The following is an 18777-nucleotide window of genomic DNA, read 5'->3' as shown; positions in this document are numbered from 1 at the left end:
ACCAACTTAGGGGGGTTTTGCACCTTTTCGGGGCAAACTTGCGTAGTAGTTTTACGGAATGTTGGGATTTTCCCACATTCCGACTTGCCCGCCGCTCGCAACACCGTGTAGCAAAACTAGAGATTCGGCGGGGAGGTTGCGTTGCTGCGCTCAAGTGTCTGTAGTATTCTCCGAGCAATAATGTAATAAGCGCATTACTCCTAGGCAACAAACTGAGTAAATCGCTGTAGTCCGACTACGCTCCGGAGACCACATTGCGCATTTCGCCCCGCCTCGCCGTCCTGCTGCTCGGCAGCCTCTTCCTTACCGGCGCAACCGCCGCACCGGCCGTCATCGACCACGTGGACCCGCCGTTCTGGTGGACGGGCATGCACGACCACCGCCTGCAACTGATGGTGCACGGCCCCGCCATCGCGGACCTGGAACCGGCCATCGCCTACCCCGGGGTGCGCATCGCGGCCGTCACCCGCGTGGCCAACCGCAACTACCTGTTCATCGACCTGGACATCGCCCCCGACGCGCAGCCGGGCGACGTCGCGATCGATTTCCGCGGCGCGCATCCGACCCGCCACATCTACCGCCTGCTGGCGCGGGCATCCGGCTCGGCCGGACGCAACGGTTTCGGGAAGGCCGACGCGATCTACCAGTTGATGCCGGACCGCTTCGCCAACGGCGATCCTTCGAACGACAGCGTGCCCGCCCTCGCGGATAAACTCGACCGCAAGCTCGGCCACGGCCGCCACGGCGGCGACATCCAGGGCATCATCGACCACCTCGACTACATCGCGGGCATGGGCTTCACGCAGCTGTGGCCCACGCCCCTCGTCGAAAACGACATGCCGGCCGCGTCCTACCACGGCTACGCGGCGACGGACCACTACCGGATCGACCCGCGCTACGGCAGCAACGAGGACTACCTGCGGCTGTCGAACGAAGCGAAGAAGCACGGCATCGGCGTGATCCAGGACGTCGTGCTGTCGCACATCGGCCTGAATCACTGGTGGATGAAGGACTTGCCGACGCCGGACTGGATCAACCACAACGACGGCCGTTTCGTCGCGACGATGCACCACCGGACGGCCGTGCAGGACCCGTATGCGGCGCAGGAAGACGCCAGCAACTTCACCACCGGCTGGTTCAGCCCCGGCATGCCCGACATGAACCAGACCAACCCGTTCGTCGCCAACTACCTCATCCAGAACAGCATCTGGTGGATCGAGTACGCGGGCCTGTCCGGCCTGCGCATCGACACGTTCGGCTATTCGGACGGCGCCTTCCTCGCGCAATACACGCAGCGCGTGCTGGCCGAGTATCCGCACCTGAACATGGTGGGCGAGGAATGGAGCAAGCTGCCGCCCGTCGTCGCGCACTGGCAGCGCGCTCCCACCTCGATGCCCAGCATGATGGACTTCCCGCTGGCGGAGGCGATGCGCACGGCCCTCGCCGGCGGAAAGAACGAGAACGTCTTCAACGACGTGTACGAGATGCTGTCGCTGGACTATCTCTATCCGGACGCGTCGAACCTCGTGCTGTTCGAGGGGAACCACGACATGGCGCGTTTGTACAGCGTCGTCGGCGAAGACGTCGAGCGCTGGAAGATGGACCTCGCGTTCATCATGACGATGCCCCGCATCCCGCATTTCTACGTGGGCGACGAGCTCCTGATGACGAGCACCGTCGACCGCCGCGACGACAGCAGCTACCGCCGCGACTTTCCCGGCGGCTGGGCCGGCGACAAGGTCAACGCCTTCACCGGGGCCGGCCTCACGCCGCGCCAGCGCGAGGCGCAGGCGTTCGTGAAGAAGCTCGTCAACTGGCGCAAGGGCGCGGCCGTCGTGCACGACGGGAAGCTGATGCAATACGGGCCTCAGAACAATACGTGGGTCTACTTCCGCTATGACGGGAAACCGGGCGACAAGAAGAAGGTCATGGTCGCGTTCAATGCGAACGGGAAGGAAGCCGTGCTTCCCGCCGGGCGCTTCCATGAGATGCTGTCCGGGGTCGCGGCCGGGACCGACGTCTTGACCGGCAAGCGTTTCGACCTGGGCAAGGAAATCCGCCTGCCCGCGAAATCCGTTGTCATCCTCGAACTCTGAATCCTGCCATGATCAAGCACACCGTTCTCGCCGCCGCCCTCTTCGCCCAATCCGTCGCCGCCATCGCGGCCGAAGCCCCGCCGCTGCGCTACGACATCTATGTGCGCGGCGCCTTCAACGGCTGGGGCACGGACAACGTCCTGGTCCATCAGGGCAAAGGAATTTATCAGGCCGACATCCTCGTCAGCCCCGGCAACCACGCCTTCAAGATCGGCAGCAAGGACTGGGCCGCGGAATGGGTCGCGAATCCGGCCGCCAGCGTCAGCGTCAAGCCGGGCGACGCCTATCCGCTCGCGACGGAAGCGGGGCCGGAAGACTATCTGTTCACGAAGACGACGACCACGTTCCGCTTCCGCGTCGACGTGTCGGACCCGAAGCGCCCCGTGCTGACGGTGACGCAGGTCGAGACGCCCGCGGCCGCGGCGGCCGCCGATCCGCACGCGGGCGCGGGCGCGACGGCCACCCTGACCTTCCCCACCTGGGACGGCAAGGAAGAATCGGCGCGCTTCTCCGTGCGCGATCCGCAGGCGCCGCTGCGCAGCTATGCGCATTCGACGACGATGCAGTTGCGCGACCCGGGCCCGCAAGCGACGACGTACGAGGAAGATGCCACGCTGCCCGTCGTCCGCAGCGGCAACCTCGCGTTCGACGCGCTGTTCGCGCTGGCTGGCCACGAGATGAAGCTGGATTCCGTGAAGGAGATCCGCGACGGGAACTACAACGGCGGCGCCGCGATCCCGTGCGACTGCTTCGAGACGGGCGAGAAATGGCATTACGTGTGGACGCGCGACCTGTCGTACGCAGCCGACCTCGGTCTCGCCATGCTCGATCCGCAACGCGTGCGCAATTCGCTGCTGTTCAAACTGTCCGGCTGGCGCGCCGGTGTGCCGAAGGCGCCGCAGGTCGCGGGCACGCCCGACGGCCTGCAGATCGTGCAGGACACGGGCAGCGGCGGCAGCTGGCCCGTCAGCACGGACCGCATCACGTGGGCCTTCGCGGCCGAAGAAGTCCTCAAGACGCTGCCGGCCAGCGAGCGCGCGGCGTTCGCGACGAAGGCGCTGCAGGCGCTGGCGAACACGATCGAGAACGACCGCATCGCCGCGTTCGACAAGACGACGGGCCTGTACACGGGCGAGGAATCGTTCCTCGACTGGCGCGACCAGACGTACGCGAAATGGATCACCGACGACCTGGCATCGATGGCCAGTTCGAAAGCGCTGTCGACCAACGTCGGCCACTACAAGGCGCTGACGCTCGCGGCACAACTGGCCCGCGAACAGGGGGATCGGGCTGACATTCGCCGCGCCACGCGCTACGAGGGGTGGGCGCGCGACCTGAAGCGCGCGATCAACACGCGCCTGTGGCTCGACGACGCCGGCATGTACAGCAGCCTCACGGCCCCGCACTTCGACGGCGCGCCGCTGCACAAGTTCGACTGGCTGGGACAGTCGCTCGCGATCATCACCGGCGTCGCGGACGGCGCGCGGGCGCAGAAAATCCTCGCCAGCTATCCGCACGGCCCGATGGGCGCGCCCGTCATCTGGCCGCAACAGCAGGACCTGCCCGTCTACCACAACCGCGCGATGTGGCCGTTCGTCACCGCGTACGGCCTGCGCGCCGCGATCGCGGGCCGCAACGTCGCGGTAGCCGATGCCGCGTACGACACGCTGATGCGGGGCGCGGCGCTGAATATGTCGAACATGGAAAACCTGGAGTGGCTGTCCGGCCAGCCGCTGCTGCTGGACGAGGCGCATCCGAACCTGATCGGCCCCGTCATCAATTCGAAGCGCCAGCTGTGGTCCGTCGGCGGCTATCTCGGCATGGTGATCCGCGACGTGTTCGGCGTTTCCACGACACGTGAAGGCATCGAGGTGAAGCCGTTCGTGACGGCGAAGCTGCGCGGCGGCGTGTTCGCGGCGGGCGACAGCATCGCGCTGTACAACCTGCGTTTGCAGGGCCGCGCCGTCAATGTGAAACTGCGGCTGCCGCCCGTGCCGGCGGCCGGCACCAGCGGTTATTACGCCGTCGAGCGCATCCTCGTCGACGGCAAGCCGGCCGGCAGCAGCATCCCGTGGAGCGCGCTGGATGCGCACAGCGACATCGAGGTCCAACTGGGCAAGCTGGTCGACGGCGCCACGGCCATCCGCCGCGTGAGCGCCGATCCGTACGCGGAAACGCCGACCGTGTTCGGCCCACGCGAGCCGCGTATCGATGGCGTCGCGCGCGCGGGCGGGACGACGACGGTGACGATCGTACCGGCCGACCAGCAGGCGGGCATCACCTACAACATCTACCGCGACGGCAAGCTGGTCGCGTCGAATCTCGGCGCCGGCACATGGGCCGACCGCGAGAACAGCGCCGCGGCATGCTACGCCGCCGAAGCGCAATACACATCGTCCGGCAACCGTAGCCACCACAGCGTGCCGCGCTGCGCGGGCGCCAGCGTGGCGATCGCCGCCACCGACCCGCGCGTAGACTCCCGCGTGGCCATCGCACCGGGCAATGCGCGCTTCGCCGAAGCGCATCTCGCCAACTGGGGCCAGCCGGCCGACCGCCTCGACGTGCGCGACGTGCGCGTCCCGCAAGCGGGCGACTACGCCGTGCAGGTCCGCTATCACAACGGTGCCAACCAGATCAACCTGGGCATCAGCGGTGGCGTAAAATGGCTGGCGCTCAAGGATGAGTCGGAACGCATCGTCGCCCAAGGCGTCGTGCAACTGCCGCACGCGCGCATCGAGAAGGCGAACACGCCGACCGTGTATTCGACCCCGCTGGCGGCGCGCCTGAAGGCGAACGTCGCGTACCGGATCGGGATGAGCGACTTCTACAACATGAGTTATCTGGACAGCAACCGCAGCTTCAGCGCGGCCGGCGGCGTCGACGGTCCGTCGAACCGCTTCGACATCTACGGCGTGCGGCTGCTGCGGACCAACGGAACGAAATGATGAAACGAATCGCAATCGCCGCCGCAGCGGCGGGCCTCATGCTGGCGCAGGCCCACGCCACCACCGTGCGCATCCACTACGCGGCGGGCAAGGACACGATCCAGATCCGCGCCGACAAGGGCGCCGCCGGCTGGTCGCAGGGCGTGCCCGCGAAGCCGGAAGGCGGCCCGCTGAACGTGTGGACGTTCACGTGGCCGGACACGCTGGGCGACATCCAGATGAAGCCCACGCTGGGCGCGGACAAGGTGTCGATCGGCGGCGTGTACAAGCTGGCGGCGGGCGGCACGGTCGACATCTACCCGTTCTTCGGCCCGCCGTTCGGCAAGGTGACGATCGTGAAGGATTTCGCGTCGCCGCAACTGGACAACAAGCGCGCGCTGCGCATCTATCTCCCGCCCAGCTACGGCGAGAACGCGGCGAAGCGCTACCCCGTGCTGTACATGCACGACGGCCAGAACCTGTTCGATGCGAAGACGGCATCGTACGGCGTCGAATGGGGCATCGACGAGACGGTCAACCGTCTCGTGGCGACGGGCGTGATGGACGAGGTGATCGTCGTCGGCATCGACAACACGCCGGAACGCATCCCCGAATACACGCCCTGCTGCGACCCGAAATACGGCGGGGGCAAGCTGAATGCCTACGACGCGTTCATCGTCGAGACGGTGAAGCCGTACGTCGACCGCACGTACCGCACCCTGCCCGGCAAGGACACGACGGCGATCATGGGCTCGTCGCTGGGCGGCATCGCCTCGGTGCTGATCGCGCAGCGCCATCCGGACATCTTCTCGAAGGCGGGCGGCGTTTCCAGCTCGTTCTGGTGGAACAACGGGGCGCTGCTGGCGAAGGTGCCGGACCGCGTGCCCGTGAAGTTCTACCTCGACGCCGGCACGCGCGACGACGGCCTGGACGACACGGCGAAGATGCGCGACGCCATGCTGGCCAAGGGTTATCGCGACAGCGAAGACCTGATGTTCTACAAGGCCGAGGGCGCGCGCCACAACGAGGCCTCGTGGGCCGCGCGCGTGGACAAGCCGCTGACCTGGTTCTTCCCGTGGGGTTCGACCCGGCAGTGACCGGAATCAGAATTCCATGCTGTATAAATTGCTGCCGGCGTCGCCCGGCACGAGGTGGACGAACCGTTCGTACCGCATGCCCATCTTGCGCAGCAGGCCGTTGGACGCGAGGTTGTTGGGCGACGTGATGGCCAGCACGCGCTTGAGGCCCAGCGCGGGCGCGAGCGCCAGCACGGCCATGCCGGCCTCGTACGCATAGCCGCGGCCGCAGTAACGCGCCAGGTAGGCGTAGCCGATGTCGACGCCGTCCAGCGTCTCGCGCCTGATCAGGCCGCACATGCCGATGGGCGTGCCGCTGTCCTTCAGTTCGACGACGTACAGCGAGTGGCCGCGCGTGGCCTGCATCGCGATCGGGCCGTCGAGCAGGGCCTGCACGGCATCCTCGCGCGTGCGGATGCCGCGGTCGCCGATATGCTCCAGGAAGCCGGGATCGTTGACGAGCGCAAGATAGAAGTCGGCGTCGTCGCGGTCGGCGGTGCGCAGGCGCAGGCGCGGGGTCGCGAGGATATCCACCGGCATCAGTCTTCTTCCGGCAGCGGCCAGCGCGCGGGGTCTTCCAGCAGCTTGTACATCACGTACGCATCGACATAGCCGAGCCGGCGGTGGCGGTACGCCTTCGGCAAGGTGCCGACGATGGAAAAGCCGAGCCGCTTCCACAGGTGGATCGCGGGATTGTTCGTGCTGACGACGAAGTTGAACTGCATGGCCAGGTAGCCCTTGCGGCGGGCCTCGCCGATGCTGTGCTCGCCGAGTAAATGACCCACGCCGACGCCCTGCGCGTTCGGACTGACCATGTACGACGCATTGGCGACATGCGCCCCGCGTCCCACGTGGTTCGGTTGCAGCTTGTACATCCCGAGGATCCGCTCCTCGCCGCGCACCGCGACATAGGTCGACGCCTCGGGTGCGAACCAGTAATCGTAGGTGTCTTCGCGACTCGTGTCCGCGTCCTGGGCATAGGTTTCACCCTCGGCCGCGTGCGCCTGGAAAATGGTCCACATAGCATTGAAATCAGTTTCAGTAGCGGGACGAATCTGGATGTCTTTCACTGCGTGACCTGCTGGGACGTATCGAAAGCGCAAGATTCTACCTTGGGATTCGGCTGCACGGATGCCGATCCGGTAAGGGGACGTAGAAAATTTCCGCTGAATAAAGGTAGGAAAGACTTCGTGCCGCCCGTTACTGCTCCGCCCGCTTCAATCGTTCCAATCGGAAATCAACCGACGCCGGCCGGCCCGGCAGGCGCAGGCTCGCGCGCGCCGGCGGCGCCTCGCTGATCACTTCGCCGGCACGCAGCACGAGCCGGCGCGCGGCGCGCAGGCGGATGGCCTCGACGGGGTCGCCCGCGTCGAGCCAGACGAGGTCCGCGCGGCAGCCCGGCGCGATGCCATAGCCCGGCAAGCCGAGGATGCGCGCGGGCGTTTCCGTGACGGCCTGGAAGCACAGTCGCATCGCGGCCTGGCCCGTCATCTGCGCGACGTGCAGGCCCATGTGCGCGACTTCCAGCATGTCGCCGGAACCGAGGCCGTACCACGGATCCATCACACAATCGTGGCCGAACGCCACCGGCACGCCGGCCGCCAGCAATTCCGGCACGCGCGTCATGCCCCGGCGTTTCGGGTACGTGTCGTGGCGGCCCTGCAGGGTGATGTTGATGAGGGGATTCGCGATCGCGGCGACGCCGGATTCCGCCATCAGCGGCAGCAGCTTGCTCACATAATAGTTGTCCATCGAGTGCATCGACGTGAGATGCGAGCCGGCGACCCTGCCCTGCAGGCCGAGGCGCAGCGTCTCCGCGGCAAGGGTCTCGATGTGGCGCGACAAGGGATCGTCGCTTTCGTCGCAATGCATGTCGACCATCAGCCCCTGCTCCGCCGCGAATTCGCACAGCAGGCGCACGGACTCGGCGCCGTCGGCCATCGTCCGTTCGAAATGCGGGATGCCGCCGACGACGTCCACGCCCATCCGGATGGCGCGCTTGAGATTGTCGAAAGCGGTCTTGCTGCGCAGCAGGCCGTCCTGCGGGAACGCGACGAGTTGCAAATCGATGTAAGGCGCGACCTTGCGCTTGACGTCGAGCAGCGCCTCCACGGCCAGCAGGCGGTCGTCGCACACATCGACGTGGGTGCGGATCGCCAGCAGGCCGCGCGCCACGGCCCAGTCGCAATACTGCAACGCGCGTTCGACGAGCGCCTCCTGCGCCAGTTGCGGCTTCAGCTCGCCCCACAGCGCGATACCTTCCAGCAAGGTGCCCGATTCGTTCACGCGCGGCAGGCCATAGCTGAGCGTCGCGTCCATGTGGAAATGGGCGTCGACAAACGGCGGCGTCACGAGGTCGCCGCCGACGTCGATCTCGCGCGCGCCACGTTGCGGCAAGGCGGGCTCGACGGCAGCGATGGTGCCGCCTGCGATGGCGATGTCGACCTTGCGGCCATCGGCCAGGGTGGCGTTGCGGAGAACGAGATCCATGCGCGGGCTCCTGATGGTTGGGACCTCATCAGATTACCACGCTGATCATCTTGTCAATGATATATATCAAACCTCAATGCTGCACCGCAAGATTTCCTTGCAAAAACAACATAGAATTCCCTTTTCATCCCGCATGAACCCCTTTACACTAGACTTATTGCAGTGCGTCATAAACCGAATGGTTACAACCTGAAAGACAAGGAACCCAGATGACTTCATTCTCCGAACAGTTGTCCGCCGTCCGCAAGTCCCAATGGGAAGCACAGCTCGACGTGTTCCGGGCATTGAGCCAGCGCGCGATCGACAGCGCCGAACAGCTGATTGCGCTCAACATGAAGACCTCCCGCGCGTCGGTCGAACAAGCTACGGGAACCTTCAAGCAATTGCTCGAAATTACCAACCCGCGCGATTTCCTGGCCATCGGCACCACGGCCCAGGGCCAGTGGCAGCAATTCTTTTCCTACGGCCGCGAGCTGCTGGGCATTGCCGCCGGCACGCACGAGCGCAGCTGGAGCACGCAGCAGCCGCTGCAACTGGTGCCCGCCGCGACCGCGAACATCCCGACGTCCGTGCCCCAGTTCATGGAGCAGGCAGCCATCGCGACGGCCGATGCGGCCACCGTGAACAGCGAGATCGTCAGCGCCGCCGTCGATACCGGCTGCGCGCTGGCCGAAGCGGCGCTGGACGCGGGTGCCCAGGCCATCAGCCGTGACGAAGAAGCGGCCGCGCCGCAGGCCGAGCCCCAGACCGAGCCGCAGGCGCCCGAACCGATCACGACCACCGTGACCGAAGCGGTGTCCGCGGAACCGGAAGCGCCGGCCGCCGATCCGGTCGAAACGGCCATCGCCGACGAGGTGCCGCCCGCCAGGGCCAAGCCGCTCGCGAAAGCGCTGAACAAGGTCGCACCGAAGCCGGCCGCCGCCGAGCATCCGATCGCATCGACCGTGCCGCTGGAAGCGGGTCCGCACGTGGAACTGCCGATCGTCACGCCGACCGAGAGCACGCCGCCGCTGCGCGTCGTGACGCACGGCGGCAAGACCTCGCGCTCGCAGCGCAAGAAGTAACGGCGGCACGGCATCTGCAAAGGTGCTGTAAAACTAGTAAATTAGCGGGCCTTGGCCCGCTTTTTCTTTTTTCACTCACCAACAACAAGAACAGGATCTTCAATGGGTTTGGCAAAGCTGATCGGCGGCTTCGTGCGCCGGCACTGGCGTTCCTATGCGTCATCGGCGGTGATGCTGTTCGGCGTGGCCCTGTGCACCGTGCTCGTGCCGCGCAAGGTCGGCGCGATGATCGACGGCCTCGCCGCGCACCGCCTCGGCGGCCATGACCTGCTCATCCAGATCGCGCAACTGCTCGGCCTCGGCCTCGCGATCTATGGACTGCGCGTGGCGTGGCGCCTGCGCCTGTATTCCGCGTCCTACCGGCTCGGCGTGGAACTGCGCACGAAGTTGTACGACCGCCTGTCCGCGCAAGGCCCCGCCTTCTTCCAGCGCCAGCGCACGGGCGACCTGATGGCGCTCGGCACCAACGACATCGACGCCATCGAGCAGGCGGCCGGCGAAGCGATGCTGGCCGGCTTCGACGGCACGCTCACGCTCGTCATGGTTCTGGGCATCATGTTCCTCGGCGTGGACTGGCGCCTGACGACGATCGCCCTGCTGCCGTTCCCGTTGATGGCGCTGGCGTTCTGGCGCATCTCGAGCCACATCCACACGGCGTCGACGGATTCGCTGAAGCGCTTCTCCGCGCTGAACGACCACGTGCAGGAGACGCTGTCCGGCGTGCGCACCCTGCGCGCCCTCGGCCTGGAACAGCGCAGCGCCGACCAGTTCGCGCAACTGGCCGCGCGCGCCGCCGACGCGAGCCTCGCCGCGCAGAAATGGGAAGCGGCGTACGAACCGGCCGTCGGCCTCACGCTCACCGCCGCCACCGGCCTCACGCTGGGCCTCGGCGGCTATCTCGTGTGGCAGGGCCAGATCACGATCGGCAGCCTCACGAGTTTTACCATGTACCTCGGCCAGCTGATCTGGCCGATGTTCGCCGCGGGCTGGGTGCTGTCGCTGATCGAACGCGGACGCGCCGCCCTCGCGCGCCTGCAACCGCTGCTCGATGCGCCGCTGACCGTCGACGACCGCGGGACGCTGGAGACGCTCGCGCGCGGGCCGCTCGTGCTGGACCATGTCCGCTTCCATTACAGCGACGACGCGCGCCCCGCGCTGGACGACGTCTCGCTGCGCCTGGAACCGGGCAAGACGCTGGGCCTCGTGGGCACCACGGGCGCGGGCAAGTCCACGCTGCTGCGCGTGCTGCTGCGCCAGGCCACGCCGCAGCACGGCCGTGTGACATGGGGCGGCCACGCACTCGACGAATACACGCTTGCCACGCTGCGCGCGCACATCAGCTGGGTGCCGCAGGAATCGTTCCTGTTCTCCGCATCGATCGCGGAAAACATCGCCCTGGGCCACCCGGGCGCATCGCGCGCGGAGATCGAACAGGCGGCGAAGATGGCCGCGATCCACGACGACATCCTCCGCTTCCCCGACGGCTACGACACGCCCGTCGGCGAGAAGGGCATCACGCTGTCGGGCGGGCAGCGCCAGCGCGTGGCGATCGCGCGCGCGCTGCTGGCCGACAGCGCCCTGCTGCTGCTCGACGACGCGCTGTCCGCCGTCGACACGGGCACGGAAACGAACATCCTCGACCATTTGAACGACGTGCGGCGCGAACGCCCGGAACTGTCGGCGATCATCGCGAGCCACCGCCTGTCGGCCGTCGTGAACGCGGACCTGATCGTCGTATTGCGCGAAGGCCGCATCGTGGAGCGCGGCACGCACGACGAACTGCTCGCCCTGGACGGCTGGTATGCCAGCCAGTGGCGCTACCAGCAACTGGAGGCCAGCCTCGATGCCATCTGAAGACGTCAAGAAAAGTGCGAATAAGAGTGTAACTGCGGCGCAGGCGCGCCAGGCGACAAGCCTGCTGCGCCGCGCCGCCCATCCAGACCGCGCCCACCTCGGCTGGGCCACGCTGTGGCTGATCCTCGCGGCCGGCCTGGAAGTGGTCGGTCCCCTGCTGGGCAAGAAGCTGATCGACGACCACCTGCTACCGCACCACCTCGACTGGACGCGCATGGGGTGGCTGCTGGCCGGCGTCGTCGTCACGGGTATGGCCGCGTCGTGGCTGCGCTTTTTGCAGCTCGTGCGCCTGTCCGGCATGGCGATGCGTGCCGTGCAGCGCCTGCGCGAATGGGTCTATGGCCACGTGCTGCGCCTGCCGATGGCCTTCTTCGACCGCGCCATCACGGGCCAGCTCGTGAGCCGCGTCACCAACGACACCGAGGCGGTGAAAACCCTGTATATCCAGGTGCTGTTCGTGATCCTCGATTCCAGCATCGTCCTCGTCGGCACGTCCATCGCGATGGCGTGGCTGGACTGGCGCCTGATGGTGATCGTGCTGGCGCTCGTGCCCGCGGTCCTGGGCATCGTGTGGCTGTACCAGCGGCTGTCCGCGCCGGCGGTCACGCGCGCGCGCGCGCTGCGCAGCGACATCAACGGCCAGATGGCGGAATCCATCGGTGGCATGAGCGTGCTGCAGGCGAACAATGCGCAGCACCGCTTCGGCCAACGCTTCGCCCACACCAACGACCAGCACTACACGGCCCGCGTGGCCGAGCTGCGCGCCAACGCCTTCCTGCTGCGGCCGGCGCTCGATTTCCTCAACGTGGTCCTGCTGGCCGTCGTCATCTACAGCTTCGGCCAGCGCAGCATGAATGCCGTCGAAGTGGGCGTGCTGTACGCGTTCATCAGCTACATCGCGCGCGTCGTGGAACCGCTCATCCAGATCACGATGCAGTTCTCGGGCCTGCAGCAGGCGGTCGTCGCCACGGCGCGCGTGGCCGCGCTGCTCGACGAAGCGGGTGCTGCCGAGCATGCCGCCGGGCGCGTCGTGTCCGCACGCAAGCCCGTCGCGGCCGACGTCCCCGCCGTGCGCGTGCGCGACCTCTCGTTCGGCTACGTGGCGGGCCAGACCGTTCTGCACGACCTGTCATTGGACATCCCGCAGGGTGCGTTCTTCGGCATCGTCGGGCACACGGGCAGCGGCAAGTCGACACTGCTGTCGCTGCTGCTGCGTTATTACAATGTCGAGCAAGGCACCATCACCCTGTTCGGCGAGCCACTGGCGACGATCGGCAACGAGCGTTTCCGCGCGGAGGTCGGCCTCGTGCCGCAGGATCCGTTCCTGCTGGCGGCGTCGGCACGCGAGAACATCGACATGGGCCGCGGCCTGTCACAGGCGGCCATCGAGGCGGCCGCGCGCGCCGCGCATGCGCACGAGTTCATCGCGCGGCTGGAACAGGGCTACGACACGCCGCTGGGCGAAGGCGGCTCGCGCCTGTCGTCCGGCCAGAAGCAGCTGATCGCGATCGCGCGCGCCCTCGCCGACCGGCCGCGCATCCTGCTGCTGGACGAAGCCACGTCGCGCATCGACAGCCAGACGGAGCAGATCGTGCAGCAGGCACTGGACGAGCTGCGCGGCCAGGTCACGATCATCGCCATCGCGCACCGGCTGTCGACGATCCGCGACGCCGACCGCATCGTCGTGCTGAACCACGGCCGCATCAGCGAATCGGGCAGCCACGACGACCTGATGCGCATCGAAGGCGGCCTGTACCAGCGGCTGTATTTGCTGCAACAACTGAGCGTTTGACCGCGTTGTTTACCTCCTTGATATCGTTGCCGTTGCAGAAACTTTGTTAGTTAAACACTATTTTTGTGACGGCGCGGCTTCTTGAATACGAAACCTGTGTCTTTTCCGCATAATCGTTCCATTAATTGATATTTCTCAATTGCAAGAGCCTATAATTGTATATGCAGATGTCCTAAATTAAGGGACCACACTTCCTCGGGAGGCATATTGGCAGGTCTATCTCGTGCAGCGCAGCACCGACGCAGCCGTGCGCTGCTGGCCCTGCTATTGCTCGTTTCCGGAAGCACGCCGGCGGCCGCTATGCCGGAAGAACCCGTGCGTGCGCGCTTTGCCGAACTCGGGGAAATCATCCGCGTCACGCCCCAGCACGCGGTGCCGCTGCTGGCCGGCCTCGCCGCCCAGGCGCGCCGCACGCCCGCCGAACACGCCCGCCTGCTCACGCTGTCCTGCGACCTGAGCCACCGCCTCGGCAAGCACGTGGAAGCCGTCCAGCTGTGCGAACAGGCGCTGCAACTGGGCCGCCAGGCGCACGACGACAGCCTCGTTGCGCGCGCCCTGCTCTCCAAGGCCTATGCCCTGTTCGGCCTGAACGAAATGAGCCAGTCGCACCAGCTGGTGTGGGAAGCCGAACGCCTCGCCGCCCACAGCCCCGACGTCGACCTGCGCATCCTCGTGCTGATCTCGTCGGGGGAATCGTTCGCCGAGGAAGGCAACTTCCCCGTCGCGCTGACCAAGATGCAGGGCGCCGTGACGCTTGCGCGCCAGAGCGGCAACAAGCTGCAGATCGCCGTCGCGCTCAAGTCGCTGGCCTACCTGTACAACCAGATGCGCGAATTCGACAAGGGGTTCGAGTCGATCGGCGAAGCGGAACAGCTGGCGGAGGCGATCGATTCGCCGGGCCGCCTGGCGATCTTCAAGACGACGGAATACATCCTTGCCGCCAACAGCGGCGACATGGAGCGGGGCACGAAGGCCCTGCTGTCGGCGCTCGCGCTGGAACGCCGCATCGGCGCCGACGCGATGATCGCCAACACGCTCGTCAACCTGGCCGACTCGTACCTGAAGCAGCAGGACTGGCGCCGCGCGCTCGCGTACGCGCAGCAGGCGCTGGAACAGGCGCAGAAGCTGCACGACGACGCCCTCGCCGCCACGGCCCGCGTCAACGTGGGCCAGGCCTATCTGGGCATGGGCCGCCTGGCCGAGGGCAAGAAGCACATCGAGCAGGGCATGGACTGGTACCAGCGCTCCGGCAACAAGCCCGACCAGCAGGGTGTCCTCGTCGAATACGGCGACGCGCTGGAACGCGCCGGCGACCTGCCCGGCGCGCTGGCCGCGTATCACCGCGAGCGCGCGCTGTCGAACGAATTGTTCGAGACGCGCCGCCAGAAGGCGATGATGGAGCTGCAGGAAAAATACGAGGCCGACAAGCGCCAGCGCCAGATCGAGATGCTGCGCCAGGAAAACCAGGTCAAGTCGACCGAAATCGACAACCGCCGCCTGCAGCAGCGCATCTGGTGGCTGCTGGCGCTCGTGTTCGCGCTCGCGTCGGTCATCGTCGGCATCCTGTACCGCAAGGTGCGGCACGCCAACGCCCAGCTCGAGGTCAAGAACCATGAACTCAAGCAGCAGAGCGCGCGCGACCCGCTGACGGCGCTGTACAACCGCCGCCACTTCCAGGAATTCATGCGCTCGCACCAGGACATCGAGCGCCGGAGCGTGAGCAACAACGGCGGCACGAGCGGCGAGGACATGGTCAGCGCGATGTTCCTGCTCGACGTCGACCACTTCAAGCACATCAACGACACGTACGGCCACGGCGCCGGCGACGCCGTGCTGCGCGAGATCGCGGACGCGCTGCGCGAGATCCTGCGCGAGACCGACATGATCGTGCGCTGGGGCGGCGAGGAATTCCTCGCCTTCCTGCCGGCCGTGCCGCGGAACAGCCTCGACGAGGTGGCGCGCCGCCTGCTGGCCGGCATCCCGGCACGCACGATCGACTACCAGGGCACGCGCCTCTCCGTCAACGTATCGATCGGCTTCGCGCCGTTCCCGCTCGTGCCGGGCATGGCGCTGTCATGGGAACGCGCAATCAACATCGTCGACATGGCGCTGTACCTGGCCAAGGGCCACGGCCGCAACCGCGCGTACGGCGTGTGCGGCGTGTCCGGCCTCGCTCCGGCGGCGCTGGACGAGGTCGAGCACGACATCGAGAAGGCGTGGCGCGCGGGGCTCGTCGATCTGTCGATCGTGACGGGGCACGTGCCGGAATTACGGATGGCGTCTTGAACCTCGTCGTCCTCGCGAAAGCGGGGACCCATGCCGGGTCTCCGAAGCCCGGCGTCAGGAATACCGCGGTGTTTCCGACGCACCGAATCCGGTTGCTCAGTATGGGTTCCCGCTTCCGCGGGAACGACGGTTCAGGTCACTTCGCCGCCTGCTGCATCTTCTCCCCGGCCTCCTCGACCTTCTGCCCGACCCGCTCCGTCGCTTCCTTCGCGCCGTCGCGCGCCTCGCGCACGGCCTGGTCGGCCTTCTGGACCTGGGCCTGGACCTTGTCCTCGACCTTCTCGTTGATCCGCTCGATCCTGTCGTTCACGTGATCGAGCTTTTCCTGCACGCGGGCGCCGGCCTCGTCGACCCTCGCCTGCGCGCGGGCGCCCGCGTCGTCGATGGCCTTGCCGGCCTGCTGGGCGGGGCCCACGTCGTCCGTACCACGGTTGCACGCCGCCAGGAGACAGCCCGCCAGCAGCGCGCCGATGATGGATATCCGTTTCATCTTGCACCCTCCTTTGTTGCCGAATATACACCTGCACCACGCGCCGCGGCGGACGCTTCGAACGGCGCATCCGTCAGCGTACGCAGGAACGCGACGATGGCGTCGATGTCCGCATCGTCGAGCGCCGGCTTCATCCCCTTGCGGCGGTTGTACGGCATGGTGGCCACGTTGACGTTGCCGAGGTGGCGCGGCGCCACGTCGTCGAATTGGCGGCCGTTCCCGTACCAGCGTTCCGGCTCGATCGAGCGGGTGGCGTAGAACGCGACGGCGTCGCGCAGGTCGGAAAAGACGCCGTTGTGCATGTAGCGCTCGCGCGCGGCCACGTTGCGCAGGCTTGGCGTGCGGAAGTAGCCGCACCACTGCCCGGGCTCCTTCCATCCTTTTGCACGCCCCGTGGCGCACAGGCCCTCGTCGAAGTGGCGCGGGTCGCGGTTGGCCGGAATGGCCCGGTTACGGGGCACGGCGAGTGCATCGTAGCCGAAATCCGTGAACAGCGAGCGGGCCGGATTGGTCGACGTCTCGTTGAACTTGTGGCAGCTGGCGCAGTTGCCGCGGTCCGGGTCCTTGAACAGTTTCAGGCCGCGCAATTCTTCCGCCGTGAGCTTTGCCTTGCCCTGCACCCAGGCGTCGTAGCGCGACGAGAACGGCGACATGTCGCGGCTTTGCAGGAACGCGTCCATCGCGGCGCCAAGTGCCGTCAGGGTGCTGGCCGTCGTCCTGAATACGTCCGGGCCGAAGGCCTGTCTGAAACCGTCCGCGTACGGCGCCGTGCGCAGCTTGCGGGCGATATCGGCGTCGCTCCGGTTGTGCATCTCGAGCGGATCGAGCAGCGGATGGCGCACCAGTTCCGCGACGGTGTCCACGCGGCCGTCCGTGAACAGGCCGCCGAACGGCGTGGGCGCGAGTGCGTCGTCGTCCTGGTAGAAGAACAGCGGCGGCACGTAGGCGGCGTACAGCACGGACGGCACGTTGCGCCTGCCGACGAGATCCGGCCGGCTGCCCAGCGCCACGCCGATGCGCGAGCCGTGGTTGCCCGCGAAGCCCTGCGCGGGATCATGGCAGCTCGCGCAGCTCGTGCCGGCCGGCTCGGACAGGCGCGTGTCGAAGAACACCTGCCGGCCCAGCGCCACGCGCGCGGGCGCGGGCGAGGACGGGCCGGCCACGCCGGGCATCGCGGGCAGTTGCGGCGTGCCGGCGAATGCGATGGATGCCGCCAGCACGCCTGCGACGATCACTGACTTACCCCGCAAGGAAGCCCGCCTTGTCGCAATTGAGGCGGTTGTTGGCCAGCGCGCACGTGGCCATCAAGGTGCCCGTCTTCGAGTAGGCCTTGTAGGTCCAGCCGCTGCCCGCGCGCTCCATCAGCATGAAGCCGAACGTATTGCCGTGCGTGATGCGGTCGACCGTCACGCCCGGCGCCGGCGGCACGTTGGCGGGAAATGGGTCGGGCAGCGCGACGTCGAGGTTGTCGCCGCCGTTCCCGCTCACGAACGTGGCCGGGTGGTTCGATGCGAAGCTGATCGCCTGGAAGTCGTGCACGTGGCCGTGGATCGCGAGCGATACGCCGGCCGGATAGTACGCGGTCGCGTTCAGCTGCCGCATCACCGACAGCAGCGCCGCATTGCCGCCCGCCGGCGCGCCGCCCGCGATCGGCGCGTAGCCGAGGATCGGGTGGTGGTTGACGAACAGGCTCGTCGTCTTCGCCTTGCCGGCCAGCTGGGCGACCGTCTTGAACTCGTCCTGGTACGTGAGGAATTGCGGATCGGTCGTCGCGAGCGCCGCCTTGCCGGCCTTGGCGGAATCGAACACGATCACCTGCGTATCGCTCCCGAGCGGCACGGCATACGGCGCCGTGTAGTTGGCGACGGCGTCGTTGGCCGGATCGTCGCAGGTGCGCTTCGCGCCGTAGGCCTGCGTGTCGAGCAGGCGGAACCAGCCCTGGCCGGCGCGCGCGCATTCCTCGTGGTTGCCGCGCACGACGATCCACGGCGCCGCGGCCAGCAGCGGCGCGGCCGGCTTGAACAGGTCCGCTTCCCACGTGTCCCAGCCATAGCCCCACGGGCTGTCCTTGCAGCCGGCGATGTCGGACGGGCAGGCGTTCTCGCGGTAATGGTAATCGCCGATGTGCATGACGAGGTCCGGCCGCAGCTTCGCGGCCGTTGCGGCGATCTGCGCGAGCGGCCACGCGTCGGCGTCGTTGCACGACTGCCAGGCGTTGTCGGCCTTCTTCAAACGGCAGCCCGTGTCGGCCAGGATGACGATGCGTTGCGGCGCAGCCTTCGGCAGCGGCAGCGCCCTGCTGCCGACGTGCGCCTCTTTCGCATCCGCCGCCACCGCCGCCTCGCAGACGTTGAGCGGGAACGCGGACGGTTTCGAATCCGCGGCGGCGCTCGCCGTCGTGCGCTGCGCCGGCGTGCCTGCGGCCGCGCGCAGGGTCATGCGCGTATCGGCGCCGTCGACCGTGATCACCGGGCACGTGCCGTACGTCGTGGCCGCGCGCGCGACCGGCTTGCCGCCGTCGCCCATCACGACCCACGCGTATTTCACGTAGTCGTCCTTCGTCGCCTCGTCGATGTGCGTGGAGCTGCAGCTGGCGAGCAGGCTGGCCACTGCGACGGCGCCGAGGGCCCGGCCGTTCGATCCGATCATCTGGGTGTCCTTTCGTGCGTGATTGAAATCGCAACACGATAAGGACGCAATATGAC

General features: G+C 67.1%; 13 protein-coding genes. 7 read left to right on the top strand and 6 right to left on the bottom strand.

From position 1 onward, the window contains the following. The first annotated feature begins 254 nt into the window (after positions 1-254). The 3 genes from ACEN9G_RS17910 to ACEN9G_RS17900 are packed head-to-tail and all read left to right on the top strand — an operon-like array spanning position 255 to position 6117. Positions 255-2096, top strand: coding sequence for a glycoside hydrolase family 13 protein (locus ACEN9G_RS17910; protein ID WP_413337654.1), 1842 nt, complete (start codon positions 255-257; stop codon positions 2094-2096). A gap of 8 nt (positions 2097-2104) precedes the next feature. Beyond that, on the top strand, positions 2105-5041 hold the full coding sequence (locus tag ACEN9G_RS17905; protein ID WP_483126812.1) for an esterase: 2937 nt from the start codon (positions 2105-2107) through the stop codon (positions 5039-5041). After that, positions 5041-6117: an alpha/beta hydrolase gene (locus ACEN9G_RS17900; protein WP_413337656.1), complete on the top strand. Its 1077-nt coding sequence runs from the start codon at positions 5041-5043 to the stop codon at positions 6115-6117. Before ACEN9G_RS17905 ends, ACEN9G_RS17900 begins: the two co-directional genes overlap by 1 nt. Before the next feature lie 6 nt (positions 6118-6123). On the opposite strand, the gene ACEN9G_RS17895 is transcribed toward ACEN9G_RS17900, so the two are convergent. The 3 genes from ACEN9G_RS17895 to ACEN9G_RS17885 form a co-directional block, all read right to left on the bottom strand. Beyond that, on the bottom strand, positions 6124-6636 hold the full coding sequence (locus ACEN9G_RS17895) for a GNAT family N-acetyltransferase (RefSeq protein ID WP_413337657.1): 513 nt from the start codon (positions 6634-6636) through the stop codon (positions 6124-6126). Further along, entirely contained in the window at positions 6636-7118 is a 483-nt protein-coding gene (locus ACEN9G_RS17890) for a GNAT family N-acetyltransferase (protein WP_413337658.1), read from the bottom strand. Before ACEN9G_RS17890 ends, ACEN9G_RS17895 begins: the two co-directional genes overlap by 1 nt. Positions 7119-7296: 178 nt before the next feature. Next, positions 7297-8586, bottom strand: coding sequence for an amidohydrolase family protein (locus ACEN9G_RS17885; RefSeq protein WP_413337659.1), 1290 nt, complete (start codon positions 8584-8586; stop codon positions 7297-7299). A gap of 209 nt (positions 8587-8795) precedes the next feature. Between ACEN9G_RS17885 and ACEN9G_RS17880 the strand changes: the two genes are divergently transcribed. The 4 genes from ACEN9G_RS17880 (at position 8796) to ACEN9G_RS17865 (ending at position 15582) form a co-directional block, all read left to right on the top strand. After that, a complete protein-coding gene (locus ACEN9G_RS17880) occupies positions 8796-9650 on the top strand; it encodes a phasin family protein (RefSeq protein WP_413337660.1) in 855 nt (284 codons plus the stop codon). A 102-nt stretch (positions 9651-9752) separates the two neighbouring features. After that, on the top strand, positions 9753-11504 hold the full coding sequence (locus ACEN9G_RS17875; protein ID WP_413337661.1) for an ABC transporter ATP-binding protein: 1752 nt from the start codon (positions 9753-9755) through the stop codon (positions 11502-11504). Next, positions 11494-13296: an ABC transporter ATP-binding protein gene (locus ACEN9G_RS17870; protein ID WP_483126811.1), complete on the top strand. Its 1803-nt coding sequence runs from the start codon at positions 11494-11496 to the stop codon at positions 13294-13296. The genes ACEN9G_RS17875 and ACEN9G_RS17870 overlap by 11 nt, the downstream gene beginning before the upstream one ends. A gap of 300 nt (positions 13297-13596) precedes the next feature. Then, the gene (locus ACEN9G_RS17865; RefSeq protein WP_413343981.1) at positions 13597-15582 is read left to right on the top strand and encodes a tetratricopeptide repeat-containing diguanylate cyclase; all 1986 of its coding nucleotides are present in this window, start codon (positions 13597-13599) and stop codon (positions 15580-15582) included. Between the two features lie 136 nt (positions 15583-15718). Here the strand turns inward: ACEN9G_RS17865 and ACEN9G_RS17860 are convergent, their stop codons facing one another. From ACEN9G_RS17860 to ACEN9G_RS17850, 3 genes are read right to left on the bottom strand one after another with little or no spacing between them, the layout of a single operon-like run. Continuing rightward, on the bottom strand, positions 15719-16072 hold the full coding sequence (locus ACEN9G_RS17860) for a hypothetical protein (RefSeq protein WP_413343979.1): 354 nt from the start codon (positions 16070-16072) through the stop codon (positions 15719-15721). Beyond that, positions 16069-17322, bottom strand: a complete 1254-nt coding sequence (locus tag ACEN9G_RS17855; protein ID WP_483126810.1) for a cytochrome-c peroxidase — start codon at positions 17320-17322, stop codon at positions 16069-16071. The genes ACEN9G_RS17860 and ACEN9G_RS17855 overlap by 4 nt, the downstream gene beginning before the upstream one ends. Then, positions 17312-18721, bottom strand: coding sequence for a metallophosphoesterase family protein (locus ACEN9G_RS17850; RefSeq protein WP_483126809.1), 1410 nt, complete (start codon positions 18719-18721; stop codon positions 17312-17314). Before ACEN9G_RS17850 ends, ACEN9G_RS17855 begins: the two co-directional genes overlap by 11 nt. Between the last annotated feature and the right edge of the window lie 56 nt (positions 18722-18777).

The organism is Massilia sp. Masssp94, from assembly GCF_059491305.1.
The sequence above is the reverse complement of the archived record's forward strand: the minus strand, read 5'-3'. Positions and strand labels throughout refer to the sequence as shown.

Coding starts and splice junctions, on each gene's coding strand:
- ACEN9G_RS17905 (WP_483126812.1), top strand. CDS start 2,105: ATGATCAAGCACACCGTTCTCGCCGCCGCCCTCTTCGCCCAATCCGTC.
- ACEN9G_RS17900 (WP_413337656.1), top strand. CDS start 5,041: ATGAAACGAATCGCAATCGCCGCCGCAGCGGCGGGCCTCATGCTGGCG.
- ACEN9G_RS17895 (WP_413337657.1), bottom strand. CDS start 6,636: ATGCCGGTGGATATCCTCGCGACCCCGCGCCTGCGCCTGCGCACCGCC.
- ACEN9G_RS17890 (WP_413337658.1), bottom strand. CDS start 7,118: ATGTGGACCATTTTCCAGGCGCACGCGGCCGAGGGTGAAACCTATGCC.
- ACEN9G_RS17885 (WP_413337659.1), bottom strand. CDS start 8,586: ATGGATCTCGTTCTCCGCAACGCCACCCTGGCCGATGGCCGCAAGGTC.
- ACEN9G_RS17880 (WP_413337660.1), top strand. CDS start 8,796: ATGACTTCATTCTCCGAACAGTTGTCCGCCGTCCGCAAGTCCCAATGG.
- ACEN9G_RS17875 (WP_413337661.1), top strand. CDS start 9,753: ATGGGTTTGGCAAAGCTGATCGGCGGCTTCGTGCGCCGGCACTGGCGT.
- ACEN9G_RS17870 (WP_483126811.1), top strand. CDS start 11,494: ATGCCATCTGAAGACGTCAAGAAAAGTGCGAATAAGAGTGTAACTGCG.
- ACEN9G_RS17865 (WP_413343981.1), top strand. CDS start 13,597: ATGCCGGAAGAACCCGTGCGTGCGCGCTTTGCCGAACTCGGGGAAATC.
- ACEN9G_RS17860 (WP_413343979.1), bottom strand. CDS start 16,072: ATGAAACGGATATCCATCATCGGCGCGCTGCTGGCGGGCTGTCTCCTG.
- ACEN9G_RS17850 (WP_483126809.1), bottom strand. CDS start 18,721: ATGATCGGATCGAACGGCCGGGCCCTCGGCGCCGTCGCAGTGGCCAGC.